Here is a 25,066-nt window from a genome sequence, read left to right as displayed (position 1 = left end):
GCGACGAGGGGTTCGGTGGCATTGAAGATTTTTTCGCGGTGGCCGCGAACGCCCGCTATCGCTTTATCGCTAATACAAAAAAATGGCTTGAAGCCATCACTGCTATTCCACCCCGCTGCTACGCTCCAATGGGTACACAGCTTCAATGCAAAGCGTCAGCACACAGCGATAAGGATTATAAAGTGACGGAACGCTTTTTGGCCGCGTTGTTTGGCCTGTTGTTGAGCGGCAGTGCCGTAGCGACGGACTTTCTCGTTGAAGTGCGGGTCCTGGTGCAGCGGGGCTGCATGCTGGTCAACCAGACGCGAGATGCCGGGGCACAAGCGTTGGGCCTGATCGACCTGGGCAGTGCCGCGCGGCTCGATGGCCCAGGCGCGCCCTTGAGCGGTGTACTGCACAGCCAGCGGCCGCCACGCTTGGAATGCAACCCCGACACGCCCTATCAGGTGCGGGTCGATGGCGGCCAGCACGGTGGCGCAGGTGAGCTGCGCTTTCTGGCCAACGACGACGGCAAGGCCCGGCCTATTCCTTATCGCTTGTATCGCGACCCCGCCTGGCGCGAGCCGTTGGCGGTCGATGTCGCGCACTCGGCGCGGGTGCCGAGCAGCGGTTCGATCGAACTCCCGCTCTATGCCCGCATCGACAAACTGGCCTGGGTACCACAGGCAGGCCTGTATGGCGACCTGCTCAAGATCACGGTCACCTGGTAAGGATGCCCCCTGCACAAGGACGCGACGCCATGAACCGCACCTCGATCCTGCTGCTTACCCTCGGCCCGCTGCTGTTGCCCGGTGGCGCGGCCCATGGCACCACCACCGGGTTCATCCAGGCGCGGCTGGTGATCAGTGCGGCCTGCCAGATCAGCAGCGGCACCGACCAGCCTGCAACCCTGGGCAACCCAGGCCTGATGGACTTCGGTGAACGTGGCCCGAACTGGGACCAGCCACTGCGCAGCCGGGTCGACGAAGTGGCCGGCGAGGGCCGCTTGCAGATCAGTTGCACGCCCGAGGTCAGGGCCTTCAACGTGCGGATCAACGGCGGCCTGAATGGCAATGACGGCGTACGGCGCCTGAGCAACGGCCGTGAACTGATCCCTTATCAACTGGCGGTGGACCCGGGTGGCAACAGCCGCTACGGCATCGGCCAGGCCCGCGCCTTCACCATCAGCAGCACCCAGCAGATACCGATTCCGATCTACGGCGTGGTAGTGGCGCAACCGCGCGCCCTGCCTGCCGGGCTGTACCGCGACACCCTGAGAGTGACCCTGGACTGGTAACCACGCAAGGAGACTCCGATGCGCACGAACCTCACCCACTGCATCCTCGCCGGCCTCGGTTTGGCCTTGGCTTCCCAGGCCCAGGCCGCCACGGTGACCGGTAACATCACCTCGACGCTGACACTGATCGCGGCCTGCCAGGTCAATGGCAGTTCCGCGAGCTCAGGGTTGAACTTCGGTACCCTCAACTTCGGCACCCAGGATGCCCTGTTCGGTACTGCCAACGCCCAGGTGCTTGGCGGCACGGGTAGCGCCTTGAGTATCCTGTGTTCGGCGGGCAGCATCCCGGCGATCCGCGTGCGCGCCGGTAGCCACGATGGCCAGTCCAGCGGCGGCACGCGTGCGCTCGCCGATGGTGCCGGCAACTTCGTGCCCTACGACTTCTACACCGATACCGGGCGCACCCAGATACTGGCCATTGACGCCACCATCACCTTGCCGACCAGTACCGGCGTGGCCCAGACCGTCAACCTGTATGGCCAGGCGCGCGGCAAGGCGGGCCTGCCGGCGGGGGTGTACACCGACACGGTGGCCGTCGAGCTGACCTTCTGAGCCATGCGCGGTTGGCTGGCAAGTGGCATCACGGGTATCGGTGTGCTGCTGGCCACGCCCCTGGGGGCGGTGCCCACCAGCACGTTCCAGGTGAACGCGCAGATTGTCGCCGGTTGCCTGGTGGTCGGTGGCGTGAGCAACTACGGCACGCTCGACTTCGGCATCCAGTCGGCGCTGGCCAGCGGCACCCTGAGCACCTCGCTGGGGGGCGCCAGCGTGACGTTTCAGTGCACACCCGGGGTAACCCTGAACATGAGCCTGGACGGCGGCCAGAACAACGCCAGTGGCACACGCAACCTCAAACGCACGGGCGGCACGCAAGTGTTGGCCTACCAGTTGTACCGCGACGCGGCGTACAGCCAAGCCTTCGGCATTGGCCAGAGCGTGGCGGTCAGTTACACCGACCCCACGTCAATCAAATTGCCGGTGTACGGCAGAACCCAGTTGACCGGCACGCTGCCGGCAGGGACCTACACCGATGTAGTGCAAGTGACGGTGACCTGGTGAAACGGCCAGCACCCATGACAGCAGTCTAAGGAGAGTGGCATGTGGGCAGGCGCGAAGTGGGCGCGTGGTTTGATCGGGTTATCGCTGCTGGCAAGCCTGCCGGCGGGGGCAGCCACCTCGGTGCTGATCTGGCCGATTGACCCGGTGCTGGAGGCTGACCAGAAGGCCGGCGCACTGTGGCTGGAAAACCGCGGCACTGCGCCGGCGAACCTGCAGGTGCGGGTGTTCGCCTGGCGCCAGGGTGATTACCAGGAGCAGTTTCAGGCGCAGCGCGACATCATTGGCAGCCCGCCCGTGGCCAATATCGCCCCGGGGCAAAAACAGTTGATCCGCCTGACCCGCACCGGCAGTTCGCCCGCCGGCCAAGAGCAGGCCTATCGCATCATCATCGACGAAATCCCCCCAGCAGTCCCGGCAGACAACGCCAGTCAGGGCGCTACGGCCGCGATCCGCCTGCAGATGCGTTATTCGGTGCCGCTGTTCGTCTACGGCGAAGGGTTGTGGGGCAAGGCCGACCCTGAAGGCAAACGTAATGCCGAAGGGGTGGGCAAGCCGCAACTGAGCTGGCACGCAGTGACCGTGCAGGGCAAACCCTACGTCGAGCTGCGCAACACCGGCCCGGTGCATGCGCGCCTGACCGATGTGGTGGTGCAGCAAGGCAGCCAGAGCAAACCGCTGGCCGAAGGCCTGCTGGGCTATGTATTGCCCGGTGCCAGCATGCGTTGGCCGGCGCCGATGGCGCCGAGCGCCGGCAGTGTGCTGAAAGGGCGGGTCAATGGCCAGAACGTGGCGGATGCCATCCGTCAAGGTCAATGAGCCTGCGGCTGAATGAAGGGCAGGGGCCAGGGAGGACCCGGCAATGGTCGGAAACCGTGTGTGAAATGGCTGTCGGCGACGCCGCGCCGCTGGTGCCTGGGGCTGGCCCTGTTCGGCCCCTGCCTGGCGCTGGCCGACGACCTGCCGCCACCACCCACGGAGATGTCCGCCATCGCCGACGCCACGCTGTACCTCGACCTGCTGGTGAACCAGATGCCCAGGGCTGAACTGGTGCCCGTGCAGCAACGGGCCGGGCAGCTGTTCCTGGGCAGTGATGTGCTGCGCGCGGCCGGCATCAGCCTGCCGGGCGACCCCCAGGGCGAGGTGGCACTGGATGCCGTGCCAGGCCTGCACGCCGACTACGACAGCCAGAACCAGCGCCTGCTACTGCAGGTGCCGCCGGCCTGGTTGCCGGACCAACAGGTGGGCGATCGCAACCTGTACCCGGCCAGCGATGCGCGCAGCAGTTTCGGCGCCTTGTTCAACTACGACCTGTACCTGAATGACACCGATGAGGGTGGCACCTACCTGGCAGCCTGGAACGAACTGCGCCTGTTCGACAGCTGGGGGACGTTCTCCAGTACCGGCCAGTGGCGCCAGTCGTTCAATGGCGCCCAGGCCGACCAGTCGCGCCAGGGCTTCCTGCGTTACGACAGCACCTGGCGCTTCACTGATGAACAACGGCTGCTCAGCTACGAAGCCGGTGATTTCGTCACCGGTGCCTTGCCCTGGACCAGCGCGGTGCGGGTCGGCGGCCTGCAACTGTCGCGCGATTTCGCGGCTCGTCCGGACTTGGTGACCTACCCGCTGCCCGCATTCGCCGGAGAGGCGGCGGTACCGACTTCGCTGGACCTGTTCATCAACGGCTACAAGTCCAGCACCACCGAGCTGCAGCCCGGCCCGTACACCCTGACCAACGTGCCGTTCATCAACGGTGCAGGTGAGGCGGTGGTGGTAACTACCGACGCCCTCGGCCGGCAGGTGTCGACAACACTGCCGTTCTATGTCACCAGCAGCCTGCTGCAAAAGGGCCTGTCGGACTTCTCGGTAGCTGCCGGTAGCCTGCGCCGCGATTATGCCGTGCGCGATTTCAGTTACGGCCCAGGGGTCGCCTCGGGGAGCTTGCGCTATGGCCTCAGCGACAGCTTTACCCTGGAGAGCCACCTCGAAACCGCCGAGTCACTGGTGCTGGGCGGCTTGGGTGGCAACATGCGCCTGGGCAACTTCGGGGTGCTGAATGCGGCCTTGGCACAGAGCCAGTTCGACGGCGAAAAGGGCCATCAGGTCGCCCTTGGTTACCAGTACAACAGCCAGCGCATCGGCTTCAGCTACCAGCGCCTGCAGCGCCATGGCGACTACGCCGACCTGTCGCGGGTCGACAGCCCGGACATGCAGTTGAGCCAACGTAGCGAGCAGGTCACCGTCAGCCTCAACCTCAATGAATACGGCAGCCTCGGCGCTGGCTATTTCGACGTACGCGCCGCAGACGCTTCGCGCACGCGCCTGATCAACCTGAGCTGGAGCAAGCCGCTGTGGGGCAACAGTAGCATCTACCTGTCGGCCAACCGCGAAATCGGTGACAGCCAGTGGGCCGTGCAGGCGCAATTGGTCATGCCGTTCGACCTTAACGGTACCCTGGCGTTAAGCGCAGAACGCAGCAAGGAAGGCGAGGACCTGCAGCGGGTCAACTACAGCCGGGCGGTGCCGGTGGGCGGCGGCGTCGGGTACAACCTGGGGTATGCCACCGGTGGCAACCGCGATGCCTATCGCCAGGCCGATGTCACCTGGCGCCTGCAGTCGGTGCAGTTGCAGGCCGGTGTATACGGCAGCAGTGGCGAGATGACCCGATGGGCAGACGCCAGCGGCTCGTTGGTCTGGATGGACGCCGGGGTGTTCGCCGCCAACCGCATCGACGACGCCTTCGTGGTGGTCAGTACCAACGGCTACGCCGATGTGCCGGTGCGCTACGAGAACCAGCAGATCGGCCGCACCGACAGCAGCGGCCATTTGCTGGTGCCGTACAGCAGCGGTTACTACCGGGGCAAGTATGAGATCGACCCGATGGACCTGCCGCCCGACATCCTGGCACCCGAAGTGGAGCAGCGTGTGGCGGTGCGTCGTGGCAGCGGCTACTTGCTGGAGTTCCCACTCAGGCGCGTGCTGGCGGCGAGTATCGAGTTGGTGGACGCTAACCAGCAGGTGATCAAGCTCGGCAGCCGAGTGACCCACGAGGAAAGCGGCAGCCAGGCGGTGGTTGGCTGGGATGGGTTGGTCTACCTGGAAAACCTCTCGCCGCACAACCGCCTGCAGGTGGCGCTGGAGGGCGGAGGGCAGTGCCAAGTCGAATTCGACCTGCCTGAAGGCGCAGGCTCGGTCCCCTTGATCGGCCCATTGGTGTGCCGATGAAGGCCTGGCAGCGAGGGTTGTGGGCGTGCGCGTTGCTGCTGCCGGCAGGTGCGGCGTGGGCCAAGTGCGCGTCGGTGCCAACCTCGCCCGCAGCGTTTGGCACCGTCAGTTCGACCCTGGTACGCAGCACGGTACAGACCGCCTTCAGCAGCAATTCGGGGTTGCAGTGCAACGGCTCGGTGCTCAGCGTGCTCGGCAGTGGCGATACCTTCAAAGCGACCATTCTGCCGGCCACCGGTGGTTTGGTCGGCCCCACCGGTGACGTCATCCCCTACACGCTGTATGCCGACAGCAGCACCAACTACCCGATCACCCGTGGTGTGGCCTTCGATTTTGCCCGCAACGGCATTCTTGACCTGCTCGGGTTGCTCAACGGTACACCCAAGGCGGTGCCGATCTACATGCGCACGCAGCTCAACAGTAACGTCGCGGCGGGGCTTTACCAGGAGACGCTGAGCGTCAACTGGGCCTGGAACTACTGCGATGGGATTGGCATTGGCGGTTTGTGCATCGGCCGAGATAACAGTTCCGGCACCCAGTTTCTCACGGTCAGCCTGACGGTGAGCAACGACTGCCAGATCACCACACCCACCATCAGTTTCGGCAGTGCGCCGGTGGTGTCGGGGTTTGCCACGGTGAACCAAGGCGTGAGCCTGTCATGTACCAAGGGCACCAGCTACACGGTGGGGCTGGATGACGGGCAGAACGTGTTGGGTGGGCGGCGCAGGATGAAGTCGGCGGCCAACAACTACCTGGCCTACGATATCTTCAAGAGCGGCAGTACAGTGCGCTGGGGCTCGGTCACCGGTGCCCGGCGTTCGAGCAGTGATGCCGATATCAACCCAGGGGTGGGTACGGGGACAGGCAGCCAGGTGTTCAACTACAACGCCAAGGTGTACACCGACCAGGCCACACCGCCGGCGGCGAGCTACACCGACAGTGTGACGCTGGACGTGCAGTTTTAGCGTTCTACTGAACCTGCCTCTTCGCGGGCAAGCCCGCGAAGGCGCCTTGAAGGTCAACGCAGATCGTCAGCCATCTTCAGCAATGTCTCCAACACTGCCCCTGCCAGTGCCTTCGACCGCGCCCCTGACCACCCGGTTACGGCATTGGGTGCATCGTCATGGTCCTTGAAGGGCATTTCCAGCGTCAGTGACAGGCAGTCATGGGCCATGCCCACCGCATTGCACGCCAGCGTGGTATTGGCTTGCCCAGGCTCATCACGTGTATAGCCATGCACGGTCTGGAAGTCCGGGGTCACGCTGCACAGCGTGCTCCGGAACTGCTCCTCCAGCTTAGCCAGGCGTGGTGTGTAACCGGGGTTGCCCTCGCACGCCGCAGTGAACACATGGGGGATTTCTTCATCCCCGTGCACATCGATGAACGCATCCACCCCGTACTGCTTCATCTGCGCCTGGGCAAAGAACACCTCAGGGCTGAACTCGACGTTGGCGTCCTGCCAAGCACGGTTGAGGTCCTTGCCCTTGAAGTTGGTGCGCAGATGCCCGAGGAAGGCGCCGTCCGGGTTCATGTTGGGGATCAGGTACAGGTCGGCTTTTGCCAGCAGTTGCTGCACCTGGCCATCGTTGGCTTGCAGGCGGTCGATCACGCCCTCCATGAACCACTCGGCCATGTGCTCGCCGGGGTGTTGCTGTGCAATCAACCACAGCTTGCGCTTGCCGGCTGCGCCGTCGCCCGCACGCAGCAAGGGGATATCGCGCCCTTGCACACTGCGGCCGCTGGCCAGCAGTTCGACACCGGGGATCTGCTTGGCGCGCTCGATCAGTTGGTTGTGGCGCGCGCGCGGGTAGGGCTCGAAGTAGGCGAACCAGATCTGTTCCTGCTCGGCAGTCACTTCGAATGACAATGCCTTGCCATCGAACTGGCTGGGTACGCGAAACCAGGTCTGCTGGTCGTAGGAGGCCACGGCGTTGTACCCGGCCCAGGCATTCTTGTAGGAGGATTCGGAGGCGTTATCCAGGCTGAAGCGATGGACCTGGCCCGGCGTCAACCCGCTGACCTTGAAGTGGAACCACTGGAAGTGGCCGCTGTGGGTGTCCGGCCGGATGGCCAGGTGGACCTTGGCAGGGTTGCTGGCATCCAGTACCTGGATGTTGCCGGAATCGAAATCGCAGTCGATCTGCAGGGGGGACAGCGTCACGGTCATCGCCGGGCTCCTTGACGGGCTTTGTTGTGGGGTTACTGTACACCGGTTGCGCGCTTGAGTGATGCAGGTGGCCTGTTGCTTCAGGTGTCGAGGGCTCGACAGTCACTGGTTTGTGCTTTGTTTTGCATATTAGGTTATCGCTAAAATCACTTTCATTTATTAATTGGCTGCCGTTAGAGTCCAGGTTCCCTACCTGCAAGGAGCCGCGGATGTCCATCCGATCCCACCTTTTGATGATTGCCGCCAGCGCATTGCTGGCGACCCAAGCCTTCGCAACCGAACGCCTGACCCTGCGCATTGGTGACCAGAAAGGCAACATGCGTGCGCAGCTGGAGGCCGCCGGTGCCTTGCGCGACTTGCCCTACGACATTCAATGGGCCGAGTTCCCCGCCGCTGCGCCCTTGGCCGAGGCGCTGAATGCTGGGGCGATCGATGCCGGCATCATCGGCGATGCACCGTTGCTGTTCGTGCTCGCCTCAGGGGCGCCGGTCAAGGCGATCGCCGTCGACAAGTCCGACCCTTACGGCACGGCATTGTTGGTGAACCCCGACGCGCCCTTCAACAGCGCCGCCGACCTCAAGGGCAAGCGCATCGCCACGGGCCGCGGGTCGATTGGCCATCACCTGGCGCTCAAGGCGCTGGACCAGGCTGGCCTGTCGGAAAAGGACGTCGAGTTTCGCTTTCTCGGCCCGGTCGATGCCAAGATTGCCTTGGCCAATGGCGCGGTGGACGCCTGGTCGACCTGGGAGCCCTACACCGCGCTGTCCGAGTTGAGCGGGCAGGGCAGGGTGCTGGTCAATGGCCGTGGCCTGTCCAGCGGCAACAGCTTCCTCGCAGCCACCGACAGCGCGCTGGAGGATGCGCCACGCCGGGCCGCACTGCAGGACTACCTGGCACGCCTGGCCGGCGCCCAGGTCTGGGCGTATCAGCACCTGGACAGTTATTCGAAAACCCTCGCGGCGATCATCGGCTTCCCTGAAGAGGCCGCGCGCCTGCAGTTCGAGCGCCGCCAATTGCGCTGGCAGGCCATCGACGCCACCACCATTGCCGAACAACAGGAAACCGCCGACTTCTATAAAGCCCACGGCCTGATGAGCCAACGGCTGGATGTGGCACCGACCTTCGCCAGCGGCTTCAGCGTGCCCGCAACCGATGCACTGGCGGCTCAACGCTAACCCTGTGGCGGGCTTGCCTGCGAGAGGCCACGGCAGTTACAGGGTTTCTCCTTAGTCGAAGGCGATGACCGACGAACAGATGGCGCCTTTGCTGCTTGCCGCAGTCAGCAATATGACGCTTTGAATGTCCTGATCAGGATGGCTCGCGCTCCAGGCTTTGCCGGGCCATCCACTTCAGCAGCGTTGCGATGGGCACGCGGCGGTGCACTTCGTGACGCTGCTGTGCAGCAGCGCCGTCGCCCGTGCGCTCGCGATAACGGCTCAGAATCAAATGCTGGCCATCCTCGGAGACCCGCGCCTCGAGCTCGTGCAGCACCTGCTGGCGAGTGTCGCGCTGCAGGCGCCTGAACAACACCACCGGTTGGGGATCATTCATCGGTGGGTACCCCCGCAGCTCCCCGGCCGTTTGCCAGGCGCGCCAGCCTTGCCTTCGGCCACCCGCTCGGCACGCTGTTGGGCAGTGTAGTCACGCACTGCCAGGTAGTAATCAGGCAGGATGCGCAACGTGTCGGTAACCGGCAGCGCTTCGGCGCGGCCATCCACCACACTGCCTACCATGGCCACATTGCCCAAGGTGTCGACCGTGTCGCTGTTATCGCCGAACGGGTCGAGCGCCAAGCTCAGCAAGCTGCCGGTCGCATCGCGCAGGTTGTGGGTGCCCAGCAGCGGTAGCTCGACGATCGGGCCATCGGCGATGTTCCACACGCCGAAGGTTTGGCCAAAGTCCGACGTGTGTCGGGGTAGCCCCATCTTCCCGGACACATCGATCAAGCCGGCGACGCCCAGGGTCGTGTTGAACATGAAGCGCGTGAGGCTGGTCATCGCCCGTTCGCCGTTGCCTTGCAACAGGTCGTTGACCAAGACCTTGGGTTCGCCGAAGTTGGCGGCGAAGTTGTGCACGCCCTGCCGGGTGAAATCAGGCAATGCGCTATAGCCACGGGCGACCGGTGCCAGCAGGTAATCGTCGACACTGCGGTTGAAGGCGAACACGGCGCGGTTGGCGGGCTCGGCGGGGTCGCTGAGCTGATAGGCCACAGGGCCACAGGCACTGGCAGGTGGCCGCTGGCTGCAGCCGCCGGCAGCGAGCAATGACAAGGCCAGTAGCGCATGGCGGGCTGAAAACCAGGCAGTGGGGGTAGCGGTGGGCATGGGCACATTCCAGACAAGAACTGGCGCCGATGGTGTGGCCGGTTGATTGCCTGGGAATGTCTGGATTATTGCCCGGCTGACACTTTGTTTCCGGGTTGAAATATATGACGGCAGCCCTGGGATGGCCGTAAAGTAAGCCTTTACTCCCTCTGTTCGCGGTGCCCCGGTGTGAGCCATTTGCTGATTGTCGACGATGATGTCGAAGTACTCGACCTGCTGCAGAAGTTTCTCCGCCAGCACGGCTACGAGGTCGATGTAGCCAGTGATGGCCAAGGCCTTTGGCAGGCACTCGAACGGCGCGTGCCGGACTTGGTCATTTTGGATGTCATGCTACCGGGCGACAGTGGCCTGGTGCTGTGCCAGCGCTTGCAGGCCGAGTACAAGGTAGCGGTGATCATGCTCACCGCCATGGGCGAACTGAGCGACCGTGTGGTGGGCTTGGAGCTGGGCGCGGACGACTACCTGACCAAGCCGTTCGCCGCTCGCGAGTTGCTGGCCCGGGTGCGGGCGGTACTGCGCCGGGCAGGCGAGAGTCCGGGCAGCCCATTGCCTGCCTCGTCGCGTGCCGTACTCGAATTCTCTGGCTGGCAGCTGGACGTGCTGCGACGTGAGTTGCGCTCGCCGGAGGGGGTCATGATCCCCTTGTCCAACGGCGAATTCGAGCTGCTGCTGGTCTTCGCCGAGCACCCCAGGCGCGTGCTCAGCCGCCAGCAACTGCTGGACCTGGCGCGTGGCGAAGCGCACGAGGCCTATGACCGCAGCATCGACGTGCAGGTGAGCCGGCTGCGGCGCAAGCTTGAAAGCGACGGCGACAGCGAACCGTTGATCCGCACCTTGCGCAACGTCGGCTACCTGTTCACCGCCAGTGTGACCAAGCGATGAGGCTGTTGGCCTGGGCGCGCAGGGCCCTGCCACGGCCACGCGTCACCATTGCCCGCTGGATCGCGCTCACTACTCTGGCGGCCATGCTCAGCCTGCTGCTGCTCAAGTGGCTGTTCGGTGTGCTGCTCAGCGTGTGGGCGCAGCCGCCGTTGTTGGAAAGCGGCTTGATCGAGAAGGTTGCTACCGTCGCCCGCATGGTCGACGCCGCACCTGTGGCGCAGCGGCCGACCTTGGCCAGCGCCGCAGGTGATGTGTCGTATAGCGTGCAATGGCTACTGCAGCGTGACGAGGCCGGTTTGCCAGCCCTGGTAGATAACGAATTCCACCAAGGGGCGCCGACATTGCGCGCACTCCTGGCGCGCCCGGACGCGCAGATCGAAGTCTACGGGCCGTCCGACTTGCCCGCGCAGGCGCAACCGCGTGGCTATGCGCTTCTGATCGAACTGTCAGACAAGTCATGGCTGCTCTATCGCGCCACCGACCGCAGCTGGGGGCTGGATGAACTGCCGCGCAACCTGATCATTGTGGCGCTGATGATCGTCTCCAGCCTGGCGCTCGCGCTATTTGCCACGCGCTACCTGGCCCGCCCTCTGGAGCGCTTCGCCGAAGGCGCGCGGCGCTTTGGCAAGGACTTCAACGCCCCACCGATCCCAGTGGTCGGCCCTTACGACCTGCGCCAGGCCATTCTGGCTTTCAACGCCACCCAGGCCCAGCTCAAGCATTTTCTCGACGACCGCACGCAGATGCTCGCGGCGATTTCCCATGACCTGCGCGCCCCGTTGACACGCATGCGCCTGCGCGCCGAGTTCATCGAAGAGGGCGAATTGCAGGCCAAGTTGTTCAAGGACGTGGACGAGATGCAGGCGATGGTCGACGCCGCGTTGCAGTTTTTCCGCGATGATGCACGGCTGGAGCCGGCCACGGCGTTCGACCTGGGCGAATTGTTGTCGACCGTGGTCGACGACTTCAAGGATGCTGGGGTGGACATCGACCTCAGCGGGCCGCGCCGGTGGGTCTATGTGGGCCGCCCCATTGGTATCAAGCGGGTGATGGTCAACCTGATCGAAAATGCGGTGAAGTACGGCACTGAGCCGACGGTGCAGTTGGCGATCACTGACGAGCAGATCATCATCCGCGTTCTTGACCGAGGCCCGGGCATCCCAGAGCACTTGCAAGCATGCGTTTTCGAGCCCTTCTACCGCATCGAAGGCTCACGCAACAAGGACACCGGCGGGGTCGGCCTGGGCTTGCCGGCGGCGCGCGCCATCGTCCTCGAACAGGGCGGTAGCGTAACCCTGAGCAACCGCCAGGGCGGTGGGCTCGAGGTCAGGGTCACGCTGCCTGTCGGCTGACCCACCGGTGGCGATCAGAGCCCCAGGTCACTTAGCCCGGGGTGATCGTCCGGGCGCCGCCCCAGGGGCCAATGGAACTTGCGATCCGCCTCGGCGATAGGTTGCTCGTTGATACTCGAATGGCGGTTCTGCATCAGGCCATCCTCGGCAAATTCCCAGTTCTCATTGCCGTAGGCACGGAACCACTGGCCGCTGTCATCGTGGTACTCGTAGGCGTAGCGCACGGCAATGCGGTTGCCGGTGAAGGCCCACAGCTCCTTGATCAGGCGATACTCCAGTTCATGGTTCCACTTGCGTGTCAGAAAGGCCTCCACCTCGGCCCGACCACGAGGGAACTCGACACGGTTACGCCACACGGTATCGGGCGTGTAGGCCAACGCCACCTTGGCGGCGTCGCGGCTGTTCCACCCGTCTTCGGCAAGACGGACCTTTTCGATGGCGGTTTCGCGGGTGAAAGGGGGCAGCGGTGGGCGGGGCATCGTGGGCACTCCTCAGGTGGTTTATAGCTAGGAGCGTAGTCATCGAGGGCGGTACAGGGAATCGGCGTGCCCGGCACTTCATAATTGCGGGCGGCGGAATAATGTTGGGATGCGGAGGTCGCAAGTGAGTCCCTGACTCTGTGGGAGCAGCTGTCTTGTGGTGCTTGTTCCGGCCTCTTCGCGGGCAAGTCGGACCGCCGCACCTGTGGGAGCCGGCTTGCCGGCGATGCAGGCGACGCGGTTTATGGCACCGGCTTTGCCGGTGTTCGCCGGCAAGCCGGCTCCCACGGGGCCCTGCTAAATCAATGAAACATCCTCTCTAGGGGAGGTTCTCAGGCGTTCAGGCTGCGCCGTCCAACGCTGTGCCCGTCGCCTTCGCGCGCCCGCCGAGCCATACCAAAAGCAGCCCCGCAGCCGCCAGCAGCCCACCAGCCATCGGTACCGCCGCGTAGCCCAGGTTCAGGCTGATCACCCCACCCCCGAGCGCAGCGCCCACGGCATTGCCAAGGTTGAACGCGCCGACGTTGATCGAAGAGGCCAGCCCTGGGGCCTCGGCGGCGGCGGTCATGACGCGCATCTGCAGTGGCGGCACCACGGCGAAGGTGAACACACCCCACACCAGCAGCGCGAGGGCGGCGCCCAGGTGGCTGCCCAGCACCAGTGGCATCAGCAGCATGATCACCGCCAACGCACCCAGGAAGATCCGTGCCGCGCCATCCAGTGACCAATCGGCCAGTCGTCCGCCGAGGCTGTTGCCCAAGGTGAAGCCCACGCCGATCAGGACCAGCCCGAGGGTGACGAAGCTGTCCGAGGCACCGGTCAGTTCGGCCAGTACCGGCGCCACGTAGGTGTACAGGGTGAACATGGCGCCGGCACCCAGCACGGTGGTGGCCATGGCCAGCAGCACGCTGGGGCGGGCAATCACGGCCAGTTCCTTGCGCACATGGGGCACGCTGCCGCGCTCACCCTTGGGCAGGGCGTACCACAGCGCGGCCATGGCCAGCAGGCCGAGCACCGCTGTGCCGGCAAACGCCATGCGCCAGCCGACCTGCTGGCCGACCCAGGTGGCGGCAGGCACACCGCCGATATTGGCGATGGTCAGGCCCATGAACATGGTCGCCACGGCGCTGGCTTGTTTGTCCTTGGGCACCACGCTGGCAGCAACCACTGCGCCCAGGCCGAAGAAGGCCCCGTGGTTGAGGCTGGTGACCAGGCGGGAGGCCAGCAGCGTGTAATAGTCCGGCGAAAGTGCCGACAACAGGTTGCCCAGGGTGAAGATGGCCATCAGCGACATCAGCGCGGCGCGCTTGCCGAAGCGGCTGAACAGTAAGGTCATGATCGGTGCGCCGACCATCACGCCGATGGCGTAGGTGGTGATCAGCATGCCCGCGCTGGGGATGCTTGCATCGACGCCTTGGGCGATCACGGGCAACAGGCCCATGGGAGTGAATTCGGTGGTGCCGATGCCGAAGGCGCCGATGGCCAGGGCGAACAGGACCCGTTTGGGAGAAAGCGTGCTCATCGAGCGCTCCGGATGGGATGAAGGGGGGGTAGGAGCAGCCTTGTGCTGCGAAGAGGCCCGTAAACACAGCGAAGATTCATGCTGTGTTCACCGGCCTCTTCGCAGCACAAGGCTGCTCCTACAGTGCAAGCTGCAGCGGCGGGTTGATCAGTCCCAGGCAGGCGCCAGGCTATCTGGGCTGACTTCACGCCCGTTGCGTTCGAGCGTGGCGATGCGCGCCATGTCGTCGGCGTCCAGGCGCAGGTCCCGGGCGAGCAGGTTGCTGGCTAGGTTCTCGCGTTTGGTCGACGACGGAATCACCGCATAGCCCAATTGCAGGGCCCAGGCCAGGGCCACTTGCGCGACGGTGGCTTTGTGCTTGGCGGCGATCTCGGCCAGCACCGGGTCTTTCAGGACCTTGCCATAGGCCAGGGTCATGTAGGAGGTGACGGTGATGCCCTGATCCTGCAGGAACGCGGCCAGCTTGGCATTTTGCAGGTAAGGGCTGAGCTCGATCTGGTTGGTGGCGATTTCGCCCTCGCCAACCACCGCGATGGCTTGCTTGGTCAGGTCGATGTTGAAGTTGGACACACCGATCTGGCGGGTCAGGCCCTGCGCCTTGGCCTCAGCCAGGGCTGCCATGTACTCGGGCAGCTCGACGCCATTGCCCGGTGCCGGCCAGTGGATCAGCAACAGGTCGACATGGTCGGTACGCAATTTGGCCAGGCTCTCGCGCAGGCTGGGGACCAGCTTGTCGGCGGCGTAGTTGTCGACCCAGATCTTGGTGGTGATGAACAGCTCGCTGCGCGGCACGCCGCTTTCGGCGATGGCTTGGCCCACCTCGGCTTCGTTCTTGTAGATCTGTGCGGTGTCGATGACGCGGTAGCCCAGCGCCAGGGCCGACTTGACCGAATCGATGACCGCTTGGCCGGTGAGGCGGAAGGTGCCCAGGCCGAAAGAGGGAATGTTCATGATCTTGCTCCTGATGAGGCTACGTGAACCGAACGGTGCTGGCTTTGGTTGTTCAGGTGAGGGAGCAGTGTGCGGCTTCTCCAGAAGGTGATAAAGCCGTCGTCACTCCAAAGTACTTTGCGTCTGGAGCAAGAATTGGCGCTTGTGGATAAACGCACCGAGAGGTAATGGCGTCGCGATGCGCGCTCTGCGCAATCGCTTTTCAATGGCAAGCAGGTATTCATCTACCACCGCCGCCTGCAGCGCAGCTGATGTGATCAAGCCCCAATTCAAGTGGAGCGCTCGATCATGCCGATGGCAACCCATAGCGACGACCTGCTGGACGAGTTGATCGCCAGCCGCCTTCCCAACTGGCTGGCCAATGCCACACCGGAGCGTCTGAGGGCACTGAACCTTTGCCTGAGCCAGCAAATGGACGTTCAGCAGCAGCTACAGGGTCTTTACCAAGGGACTACTGGGCTCGATGACTTTGCCGCCCCCCTGTTACAGCAGGCTCTGCACGATCAGCAGTTGCAGCTGGACGTGAGCAAGGCGCAGATTCAGTTGAAAGTTGTGCTCCCTGCACCCTTGGCAAAACTGCTGGGCAAGCCGCAAGTGCGGTTTTTCAAGCATTCGTTGCTTGAGGCCGCACTGCACAACTTCAGTGCGGGTGAGGCGGCCTCTCAGGACGGCGCGACATTGCTCGATGAAAACGCCAGCCCCCTTGCGTTTGCGCCCGTGGCATTCGCTGAGCTTTGTCGCACACTCGATGTGGGCAAGCAGTATCAGGACTACCTCAAGGCCCGCTATCAAGCCCCGTTAGAGGAGGGGCACCGTGTCAACCGGATAATCGAAGAGGGCCACCGGGCAGCATTGGAGGCGGCAGTGCGGCTGTCGGCCTTGAAGGGTGAGATCAATGAGCGAAGTTATCAGCTGTTTCTACCGCTCATGTCATCTGTGCCCACCGAGGGCAGTGATTCAGCGGTGTTGATCCCCAAAGCCCTGCGGCTGCTCGGCAAGCAAATTCGTGGGGCTATGGCCTTTGAAGTGCGGCAAGGCGGGCAGGCAACTGCACCTCTGGAAGGCGTACTTTGCTGGATCCCAGGTGACGAGCAGGGGGCCCTCACCTGGTATGGCAACTGGGACACGTTGTTCAGTAGCTTAGGCGAGCTGTTCCGGCTGCCCGGTTATGAGGCGTTTTTCCAGCGCTTCATCGGCCAGCGCGACCGAATGGCATTCACCCAGGCGCTGAGCAAAGCAAAAGCAGCGCGGGCTGCCCACCTGCCTGCCGAACTCGACGGCCGTTATGAAGCTATCGAGCTGCCGCTGTTCGAGCACATGCGTAAGGTGCAGCTCGACACGTTGCTTGATGATGCCAGGGTCTTGGCGGTACCCACGGCAGATCAGGACAGTAATGAGCGCAACGCGCGCCTGCACTTCTACCTGGATGTAGGCTTGTCCGTGCTTGGGGTAGCGAGCCTGTTCGTGCCTTGGTTGGGCTTGCCCCTACTGGCCATTGCGGCGGTCGAGGTGGTCTCGGGGGTCTACGAGGGCTATGCCGATTGGCAACTGGGCGACCGGCAGGGAGCGCTCGAGCACCTGTTGGGCGTTGCCGAGAACATCGCTCTGGTTGGGGTAGGTGTCGGCGTCGGCGTAATTGCTGGGCGTGTGCTCAAAAGCGCCGGCCTGGTGCGCCGGTTGGTGCCCGTGCGGTTGACTGAGGGGCAGGTAAGCCTGGTACACCCCGAACTGCCGGGTTACGAAGTGCTGGACGACACGTTGGCGGTGGGTGAGCGAGGCGGCGAGGCAGGGCAGGAGCGACTTCGCACCCACACTGGCACCTACAGGTTCGCTGAGGATCCGTTGACACGACAGCTGTGCATTTTGCACCCAACGCGCCTGCAAGCCTACGCGCCGTTGCTGGAGCACAATGGTGCCGGCGGCTGGCGCCACGCGCTTGAAGTTCCGCAGCAGTGGCAGGATGCAGCGCAGATGTTCAGGCGTTTGGGTAGCGCGTTGAGTGAGGTATCCGATGCCACGGCAAACGATGTGTTGCACATCACCGGTTTTGACCAAGCCCGCTTACGCCGTCTGCATGCGCAGAATGCGCCAGCCCCCGCACAACTGCTCGATGCCCTGCAACGCTATCAGCTGCATCAACGTGAGCCCGGGCTGCAGGGTGCAGCATTCGAGCAACGGTTACAGGCGGAGCAGCCTTTGGCCTCCCCTGAGGCAAGTATTCTTCGGGGGGCTTTCCCCGGGCTGAGTGTGCGTGGTGCGCAGGAGATCGTCGCCAATGCCGAGCCAAGCCTGGTGCAGCGCATGATCACTCAGCGGAAAGTGCCCATGGCGCTGGCTGGCACTGCCCGCTGGTACCTGCGCGATGCGCGCGTGGACCGCGCCTGCGCGGGCTTGTGGCAAGCACCGGCGATCAATGCCGATACCGAGCGGCTGGCCCTAGGGCTGCTCGAAGGCTGGGCGCCTTGGCCTGAAGGCGAAAGGGTGGAGATACGCCAAGCGACTCGAGAGGGTGAATTGATCGCCTGGGCAGGGGCGAACAACGCCGATCAGGTGCGTATCGTTGTCCGAGATAACGACCAATACCTGGCTTACAGCGGCACTGGCACACAGCTGACTAACGTTGTACAGGGTGAGAGCCTCTTCGAAGCGTTGCTAAAGCAGCTGGATGCAGCGCAGCGCGGTGTGCTGGGGGAGGCAGGGCAGTCCGCCACGCAGTTGGGGGATGGCTTGAGACAGCGCGCAAACGCGCGCCATGAACAGGCGGAACAATTGATTGGGCTGACACCCGCGTCATTGGGCTTGAGGCCACTCGCACGCTTGAGCGGCGGGCGTTTAGGCTATCCGTTAAGTGGCAGGCCGGGTATGCGTCTGCCAGAAGAACAACCTTCGTTGGTGATCGACGAGGCGCAGGTTCGCCCTCTTCTCGAAGGCCTACGGCGCCTGTTCCCCGACCGCGAAGAGCAAACCCTGCGCCAGTACGCGGATGCCATTGCCCGCACGCCAAGGCGGGATGTCTGGAACCATTATGCTGACTTGGCGCGGCAGGTCAGTACATTGCGCACCAGCCTGGATACCTGGAGCCAAGCGGGGGATGCGGCGCAACGCGCTGCAGGTGCGGACCGTGGTGTGCGGCTGCATTGGAGTGCGTCGCGAGCGATCATGGCGCACGAGATTCTGCAGGCTTGGCATCCACAGTTGCCAGGTGAAACGCCAACCTTCCAACTTGATCTTGACGGCGCGCTGACCGGCGGGGTGCCACCGTTCCCGCACACCGTTGGCTGGGGCCGACTGAGCGGCTTGACGGTGCGCAACGCCAGCGCAACAGAGCTGCCGCCCTTCACTGCGCAACAGTTTGCCGGCCTGCGTAGTTTGAGATTGATTAATACGGCCTTGGAGGCACTGCCTCAGTGGCTGTTAAACCTTGAACACCTCACCCACGTGAGCGTGCGAGGCAACCGCTTGGCGGCACTGCCGGCTCAACTTTCGCGCATGGCGCGTTTGTCGAGCCTGGACCTGGGCCACAATCGTTTGACGGTGATCCCGCAGGTGCTTGGGCAATTGGGCGAACTGCGGACCTTGAATCTGGAAAGCAACGGTATCGTCATCGATGCACAAAACGCCGCTCGGCTCGAAAGCATGCAACAGCTGGAGGTGTTGATACTCGACGGTAACCCGCTGGCGAGCATGCCTTCTTTGGTCAGAAGCATCGAGTTGAGACGGGTTACGCTGCGCAACACTCAACTGCAGGCGTTTCCAACCGAGCTGCTTGGCCAGCATCCGAGTATGAGCCTAGCGCTCGAGGGCAACAGGATCGTTGAGCTGGATGATGAGTCTTTGCGATTGATCGCTCGCGACAGGGCGCGTATTTGCCTCGATTACAACCCCTTGTCCCAGGCGTCTGTTCAGCGACTGGACGCCAATGATCGCTTGGAACCGGTGGATCCGTTTGCACCTCAAGAGGGTGATCAGATAATTGCAGATGATCCTCAGCGCGTGCAGGCACTTCGCGCCATCTTGATAAGGATTGGCAACCAGGTGACCAATGCCAGTGCGCGTCTGCCACAGCATGAGGTGCTGGCTGCACATCTCAATGTGCTTGAGCAGGCCAGTACGTTGCGAGAAAGCCTGGAGCAATGGTGCGGCGACGACCCTAACCGGCTGGCCTTTGCACGGCGTCTGCTTGCCAGCTGGCTGCCGGAGGTGCCGGGAAGCGTATCGCCCCCCCACGAGCGACATTTTGCCCTGCGCATTGACGGTGCGCAGATTGGTGCATTGCCGCCATTTCCTGACACGATCAGTTGGGGGCGGCTGCGCTGGCTGCGGCTGATAAACATCGATTTTTCCAGCGTCGCGCCCGACTACTTCAGCCGCTTCACTAATCTGATTCAGTTGCGGATCAACAACTGCCACCTCAGCGAAGTGCCGGCATGGGTCTGTGACCTGCGCAGGCTGGATGATCTGTCATTGTCCAACAACCAGTTGGCGTCGCTGCCTGAAGGCTTGGAGCGATTGACTGACCTGACGATGCTGTTTCTGAATGACAATCGCCTCACCCAGGTACCCGACGCCTTGCGTGGATTTGGCCGGCTTCAACGGTTGGGCCTGGCGAACAACCAGATTGTCGTGGATGTCGGGGGCGCCGCTCGACTGAACGCATTGTCAGCGCTGAGGATGTTGGACCTGAGCACTAACCCGCTCGGTAGCCTACCGACGCTACCGCAAAGCACTTCACTGGAGAGCGTGGCGGTCGCCAATTGCCAACTGGGCGAGTTCCCTTTGGCGCTTATGCGTGAACACCCCAACGTGACGCTCAGGCTCGATGGCAATCGTATCAGTGAGCTGAGTGAGGAAGCGGTCCGCTTGATCCGAGCGAACCCTCAGGGCGTCAACCTCCAGCTCAATCCACTGTCTGAAGGCAGCGCGCGTCGGTTGGCGGCTGTCCAGCCAGTGTTGGAGCCTGCGCAACCGCCTCAGCCGGAGCCACAGCCGCAAGCTCAGGCTGCCCGTGCGCCGGAGCGGGTAGTGGTGAGGATGGCGAACCCGCAGGCTCAGCATCATGGCGTCGACGCCTCGCGTGATCGGTGGCTGCAAGGCCTGCCCTCGCCACTACAGCAGCAACGGCAAGCGCAATGGGCACGGCTCACGGCAGAGCCAGGTGTCGAAGATTGGTTGGCGTTCCTGGACGGTTTGAGTCGAACCGCAGATTTTCAACAGGATGTTGAAGCCCTACAGGCGCGAGTGTGGAGCCTGATCGACGCCTGTGAATTGAACGCACGCGTTCGAGGGGCCATTTTCGATGAAGCGCAACGAGAGGGCATGGCCGAGAGCTATCTGGCCCAGCTCGATCGGCTTGAGTTCGCCCGGGTTCGCGCGCTGCGTACTGAAGGCCTGCAGGGTGATGAACTTGAGCGTGCCTATGTGCAGTTGGCTCGCGAACAGTTGTCCCTTTTGCAGGAAGGCAGGCCTGAAGCACTCATCGAATCGCTTGCAGGCAGCAGGTACTGGCAGGATTATCTCAATCAGCGCTTTACTGAACGGTTTGATGCTCGGCTACTGGGTTTCAATACGCGCGTGGATGCGTTGGATGCCCTGGCGATCGATCCAAATGAATACATGCAGCGTATGGCAGTGTTGGCGGCTGAGCGAAACGCTGTTTTCCATACGTTGATTCGTGAGCTCACCGTTGAGGCGTGCATGCGTCATCCTGCACAGGAGCATTAAGTACCGCAGTGGTGGGGGGGAATGCTGTTTATCTCGGGTTTTGACCAACCAGAGAAGCCGCCAATGCCCTCACCACAGCCTCAACCCTACGCAGTGGATACCCTGATCGCCAGCCGCTTGCCGGCCTGGCTTGCCAGTGCATCCGAGGATCACTTGGGCAAACTGCGGGTTAGTCTGCAGCGCCAGCAACGTAGCCAGCACCGCTTGGCTGAGCTGTTTTCCCGTGTCACGCCACTGGACGCTTTTGCCAAGACATTGCTAGACCAGGCACTGAGTGATCGCCAGTTGCCGGCGCTGGATGTGCGCCAGGTGAAGCTGCGCACCACCACCACCCTTCCGATTGCATCGGTGGGCCCTGGGGGGCTGGGCAATTCGGTGAGCGAGATCGCTGAGGTGAGTTTGCTGACGGCCGCGCTGCACAATTTCAGCGAGCATGAGACACCGCCCTCTGGTGCTTTTCAAACCCACGTCATCGTCGATGCGCAAGGTGAGCCGCAGTCACTGAGCCCGCAGGCCTATGTAGCGCTTTGCCGAAGTGTGGACGTGGGAGGGCGCTACCAGCACCATCTTGAATCAATTCTGTTGGGGCCGGGGGAGAAGAGCAAGCGCGTGGAGGCCCTGCTTGAAGACAGCGCGCGTGCCAACCTGGAGGCTGATGTACGTCTGGCTGTGCTCAAGGGCGAAATTGATGAGCGCGTGTACCTGCAGTTCCTCCCTGTGCTTTCAACGGTGGCCGTGGTGGACTCCGACACTACGCGCCTGTTGCCATTTGATCTGCGTGTGCTGGGCAAGCAACTGCGCGGCGTCTTGGCTTTCGAGGCGCGGCGAGGGGGGCTGACGAGTGCGCCTCTGGAGGGTGTGGTGCTATGGGTTCCCGATGACCCCCACGGTCCGCTGCAGCGTTTTGCGACGTGGGATGAGTTGTGGCACGGCCTGGGTCGACGATGCCAGGCGAAGGGTTACCCAGCCTTCATCCAGCGGTTCATCGGCGAGCGTGACCGCTGTGCCTTCAGCCGCACACTGCGTCGTTTGCTACAGGCCAGAGCGGGTGCGCTGCCGGTTCAGCTAGACGGTCGTAGCCAAGCGATTGATCGGCCGTTGTTCCCGCATCTGCGAAAAGTCCGCCTCGATACGCTGCTGGACGATGCGCGTGTACTGGCCACGCCAACTGCCGAGGCGGACCAGGCTGAGCGCGAACGACGCATGGGCGACTATGCCAGCGCAGGGTTCGATCTCTTGGGGTTGGCCAGCCTGTTTGTCCCTGTTCTTGGCCTGCCGCTGTTGGGCATCGCTGCCTTGCAGATCGCTGACGAAGTCTATGAAGGTTATGCAGATTGGAAGCTAGGTGACCGTGAGGGCGCGTTGAACCACCTGTGGGGCGTTGCCGAAAACGTGATTGCCGGCGTTGCTGTGGCATCGATTGGGCTCGTGGCGGGACGATTGATCGAGCGTTCGGCGTACGTTGATGCGCTGGTGCCGGTGTTGAAGGCACACGACGAGGTTCGCCTGATCGATGCTGAACTACCCGGCTACGCGGTGCCGCAGGTGGGGTTGGCCGTTGGCGAGCGTACCCGTGTGGCCGGGCAGACACGGCTGCGCACCCATTTGGCGACCTACCAGGTAGCCGAGGATGCGCAAGGCGCGGGCTTGCGTATTCAGCACCCCAGCAGACCGAGCGCCTACTCGCCCTTGATCGACAGCAACGGCGAGGGCGGTTGGTGCCATCAGTTGGAAACCCCGCAGCACTGGCAAGGGGCGACGCAGTTGATGCAGCGCTTGAACAGCGCATGGGCGGCGCTCGACCCCCTGACGGCCGAGCGTGTCATGCACACGACCGGCTTTGATGAGGCGCGCCTGCGGCGCCTGCACCTTGAGCATGCACCAGCACCGGCGCGGCTGCACGACGCCTTGCAGCGCTATCAGTTGCATGCGCAGTACCCTGAATTGCACGGCGATGCGTTCGAGCTGCACCTGAGTGGGCTGCAACGCCCCCTGGAGGCGGCAGAGCAGCTGTTGAAGCGCGACTTCCCGGGCCTTACCCCGCGCGCTGCGCGGCAGATCACCCAGCGCGCCGGCCCTGAAGAGGTCGAACGCATGATCGGCACCCAGCGCGTGCCGCTTGCCTTGGCCAGCGAAGCGCGCTGGCTGTTGCGTGACAGCCGCCTGGACCGTGCCTGCGCAGGCTTCTATCAAGCGGCGGCGGTGAATGCCGACACCGAACGGTTGGCATTCGGCCTGCTGGCTGATGCGGCGCCATGGGCACAAAGCGTGCGGGTCGAACTGCGCAATGAAAGCCTGAGCGGGGACCTGCTCGCCCACGTCGGGGCAGAAGGGGCCGCTGACGTGCGTTACGTCATCAGGCGCGGCCAGGGTTACCAAGCGTCGCCTGCTGCCAGCGAAAATGGCACTCTGTTCCAGGCGCTGTGGTGGCACCTCGATGAGGCGCAAAAACAGGTACTAGGTGAGGGTGGCCAGACCGGCGAGCAACTTGGGCATGCCTTGGCGGTGCGGGCCGGTGAGCAACGTGAGCGCGCGGCAACATTGCTTGGCATGGCGCCAAAAGAGGGGGTAGTTCGTCCGCCCGTGCGTTTCGGCGATGGTCGGTTGGGCTACCCATTGAGCGGTGGCGATGCCCTGCGCTTACCGCGCGGTCAGGTCCTGACCACTGCTGATATGCAGGCACGCCAGTCCATTCGGGCAGGGTTGCACCAGTTGTTTCCGCATCGCCCGGCGCAGGATGTGATGTGGCTCGCGCTGCAACTGGCGCAAAGGCCAGGGCGCACGGTCTGGACAGCCTTCAGCGAGCTGGCCAGGCAGGTCGAACGGCTCGACGTGAGCTTGCGCGCTTGGCGGGGGCAGGCTACGGCCGTCAATTACCATCGACGTCAGCGCGTCGGGCAAATGATTCGCGAGGCCTGGGAGCCCGATTTCTATGGCCCTGGCGGGGTCGATGAGTTGATTGTACGCAACGAGCCTGTGGGCAACCTGCCCGTACTGCCGGCAGATCTTCACTTTGGGCATTTGCATCGCCTGAGCTTGAGCAATGTCGGGATGAGCGCGCTGGAGGGGGATTTCCTCGGCCGCTTCCCTCAGTTACGAAGCTTGCAGTTGAGCGGCAACAGGCTGATGGCGCTGCCTGGGCTAGGCAACCTGCGTCGCTTGGTCAGCCTGGATGTGCAGCATAACCGGTTGACCACCCTTGAGGGGGTGCAGCACCTGTCGTCATTGACCCAACTGATCGCGAACGACAACGCGCTCACGGAGGTGCCCGGGTTGGCAACCCTGACCCGGCTCACGCGCCTGGACTTACGGGGCAACCAGCTGGCTGTGCTTGACGGTGTGCAGGGCCTGACACTGCTGACCCAACTGGACCTCAGTGACAACCTGTTGTCAGCGCTACCCGAGCAGATTCACCGGTTGATCCGGCTGCAGTACCTGAACCTGAGCAACAACCAGTTCACGTCGCTGCCAGCGGGTATCGAGCGCATGGTCGGCCTGACCCAATTGAATCTTTCAGGTAATCGCCTTGGCGAGCTACCGGACACACTGCGCGCGCTGACCAGGCTGTTGCAGCTGCACCTGGCCGAGAACAGGTTGCGCAGCGTACCGGCGGTGATTGGCACTATGCCCAGCTTGAGAATCCTCAATTTACGCGGCAACCAGCTTGAGGTGATACCCGAGGGTTTGGAGCGGCTGCGGCAGTTGACCGAGCTGTACCTGGCGGACAACCAGATTGTCATCGACGTGGCAGGCGGCCAACGCCTGGAGGCGTTCAGTGAGCTGCGAACGTTCAGTTTGAAGGGCAATCCGATAGGCATGATCCCGCCGCTGCGCAACCTCGACCACTTGCGCCATCTGTCGCTGCGCGCGACCGGTCTGAGTGAGTTCCCCTTGGCGTTTCTGGAGCGTCATACACAGGTGTACGTGGACCTCGCCGACAACCTGATCGTCGAGCTGAGCGAGCGAGCATTGGCGTGGATTCGGCAATACCCCAACCGGCTCAACCTGAACAACAACCCCCTTGATGAGCAGGACCTGGCGCGTTGGCGGGCAGTGTGGGCGCAGTTTGACACGCTGAGCCAACGCGGCTGATACCGCTGCGGGCGGGGTG

18 protein-coding genes are annotated in these 25,066 nt (G+C 63.4%); 12 read left to right on the top strand and 6 right to left on the bottom strand.

Annotation, left to right across the window (positions count from 1 at the left end; genetic code table 11):
* Window positions 1-182: 182 nt before the first annotated feature.
* The 7 genes from QOS90_RS16040 to QOS90_RS16010 all read left to right on the top strand — a co-directional run bounded on the left by QOS90_RS16040 (window position 183) and on the right by QOS90_RS16010 (window position 6,522).
* The gene (locus QOS90_RS16040) at window positions 183-710 is read left to right on the top strand and encodes a Csu type fimbrial protein (protein ID WP_027593901.1); all 528 of its coding nucleotides are present in this window, start codon (window positions 183-185) and stop codon (window positions 708-710) included.
* 29 nt (window positions 711-739) lie between these two features.
* Window positions 740-1,276, top strand: coding sequence for a Csu type fimbrial protein (locus tag QOS90_RS16035; RefSeq protein WP_027593900.1), 537 nt, complete (start codon window positions 740-742; stop codon window positions 1,274-1,276).
* Window positions 1,277-1,294: 18 nt separating this feature from the next.
* Window positions 1,295-1,828: a Csu type fimbrial protein gene (locus QOS90_RS16030; protein WP_085273238.1), complete on the top strand. Its 534-nt coding sequence runs from the start codon at window positions 1,295-1,297 to the stop codon at window positions 1,826-1,828.
* 3 nt (window positions 1,829-1,831) lie between these two features.
* The gene (locus QOS90_RS16025; protein ID WP_085273239.1) at window positions 1,832-2,335 is read left to right on the top strand and encodes a Csu type fimbrial protein; all 504 of its coding nucleotides are present in this window, start codon (window positions 1,832-1,834) and stop codon (window positions 2,333-2,335) included.
* Between the two features lie 39 nt (window positions 2,336-2,374).
* Window positions 2,375-3,151, top strand: coding sequence for a fimbrial biogenesis chaperone (locus QOS90_RS16020; protein WP_027593897.1), 777 nt, complete (start codon window positions 2,375-2,377; stop codon window positions 3,149-3,151).
* Between the two features lie 162 nt (window positions 3,152-3,313).
* Window positions 3,314-5,557, top strand: coding sequence for a fimbria/pilus outer membrane usher protein (locus QOS90_RS16015; protein WP_371918142.1), 2,244 nt, complete (start codon window positions 3,314-3,316; stop codon window positions 5,555-5,557).
* Window positions 5,554-6,522 carry a Csu type fimbrial protein gene (locus QOS90_RS16010; protein ID WP_085273241.1) on the top strand — a complete coding sequence of 323 codons (969 nt, stop codon included), beginning with the start codon at window positions 5,554-5,556 and terminating at the stop codon, window positions 6,520-6,522. The genes QOS90_RS16015 and QOS90_RS16010 overlap by 4 nt, the downstream gene beginning before the upstream one ends.
* A gap of 53 nt (window positions 6,523-6,575) precedes the next feature.
* On the opposite strand, the gene QOS90_RS16005 is transcribed toward QOS90_RS16010, so the two are convergent.
* The gene (locus QOS90_RS16005) at window positions 6,576-7,724 is read right to left on the bottom strand and encodes a M14 family metallopeptidase (protein WP_085273242.1); all 1,149 of its coding nucleotides are present in this window, start codon (window positions 7,722-7,724) and stop codon (window positions 6,576-6,578) included.
* A gap of 209 nt (window positions 7,725-7,933) precedes the next feature.
* Between QOS90_RS16005 and QOS90_RS16000 the strand changes: the two genes are divergently transcribed.
* Window positions 7,934-8,899 carry an ABC transporter substrate-binding protein gene (locus QOS90_RS16000; protein ID WP_050580744.1) on the top strand — a complete coding sequence of 322 codons (966 nt, stop codon included), beginning with the start codon at window positions 7,934-7,936 and terminating at the stop codon, window positions 8,897-8,899.
* A gap of 133 nt (window positions 8,900-9,032) precedes the next feature.
* On the opposite strand, the gene QOS90_RS15995 is transcribed toward QOS90_RS16000, so the two are convergent.
* Window positions 9,033-9,275: a hypothetical protein gene (locus tag QOS90_RS15995; protein ID WP_027593892.1), complete on the bottom strand. Its 243-nt coding sequence runs from the start codon at window positions 9,273-9,275 to the stop codon at window positions 9,033-9,035.
* Window positions 9,272-10,048: an MlaA family lipoprotein gene (locus QOS90_RS15990; protein WP_027593891.1), complete on the bottom strand. Its 777-nt coding sequence runs from the start codon at window positions 10,046-10,048 to the stop codon at window positions 9,272-9,274. The genes QOS90_RS15995 and QOS90_RS15990 overlap by 4 nt, the downstream gene beginning before the upstream one ends.
* A 168-nt stretch (window positions 10,049-10,216) precedes the next feature.
* Between QOS90_RS15990 and QOS90_RS15985 the strand changes: the two genes are divergently transcribed.
* Window positions 10,217-10,930, top strand: a complete 714-nt coding sequence (locus QOS90_RS15985; protein ID WP_027593890.1) for a response regulator — start codon at window positions 10,217-10,219, stop codon at window positions 10,928-10,930.
* A complete protein-coding gene (locus QOS90_RS15980) occupies window positions 10,927-12,282 on the top strand; it encodes an ATP-binding protein (RefSeq protein ID WP_027593889.1) in 1,356 nt (451 codons plus the stop codon). The genes QOS90_RS15985 and QOS90_RS15980 overlap by 4 nt, the downstream gene beginning before the upstream one ends.
* Window positions 12,283-12,296: 14 nt before the next feature.
* Here QOS90_RS15980 and QOS90_RS15975 read toward each other — a convergent pair whose 3' ends face one another.
* The 3 genes from QOS90_RS15975 to dkgB form a co-directional block, all read right to left on the bottom strand.
* The gene (locus QOS90_RS15975; protein ID WP_027593888.1) at window positions 12,297-12,761 is read right to left on the bottom strand and encodes a nuclear transport factor 2 family protein; all 465 of its coding nucleotides are present in this window, start codon (window positions 12,759-12,761) and stop codon (window positions 12,297-12,299) included.
* A gap of 340 nt (window positions 12,762-13,101) precedes the next feature.
* On the bottom strand, window positions 13,102-14,283 hold the full coding sequence (locus QOS90_RS15970; RefSeq protein ID WP_085273243.1) for an MFS transporter: 1,182 nt from the start codon (window positions 14,281-14,283) through the stop codon (window positions 13,102-13,104).
* A 147-nt stretch (window positions 14,284-14,430) separates the two neighbouring features.
* The gene (dkgB, locus tag QOS90_RS15965) at window positions 14,431-15,234 is read right to left on the bottom strand and encodes a 2,5-didehydrogluconate reductase DkgB (RefSeq protein ID WP_085273244.1); all 804 of its coding nucleotides are present in this window, start codon (window positions 15,232-15,234) and stop codon (window positions 14,431-14,433) included.
* A gap of 273 nt (window positions 15,235-15,507) precedes the next feature.
* On the opposite strand from dkgB, the gene QOS90_RS15960 reads away from it, so the two are divergent.
* The gene (locus tag QOS90_RS15960; RefSeq protein WP_159455778.1) at window positions 15,508-20,955 is read left to right on the top strand and encodes a dermonecrotic toxin domain-containing protein; all 5,448 of its coding nucleotides are present in this window, start codon (window positions 15,508-15,510) and stop codon (window positions 20,953-20,955) included.
* A gap of 63 nt (window positions 20,956-21,018) precedes the next feature.
* Window positions 21,019-25,047: a leucine-rich repeat domain-containing protein gene (locus tag QOS90_RS15955; RefSeq protein WP_159455779.1), complete on the top strand. Its 4,029-nt coding sequence runs from the start codon at window positions 21,019-21,021 to the stop codon at window positions 25,045-25,047.
* Window positions 25,048-25,066: the final 19 nt, after the last annotated feature.

The organism is Pseudomonas sp. LAIL14HWK12:I10 (assembly GCF_900184205.1).
GTDB classification, from domain to species: domain Bacteria; phylum Pseudomonadota; class Gammaproteobacteria; order Pseudomonadales; family Pseudomonadaceae; genus Aquipseudomonas; species Aquipseudomonas kermanshahensis.
Note: the sequence above shows the minus strand (reverse complement) of the source record. Positions and strands in the feature narration are given on the sequence as shown.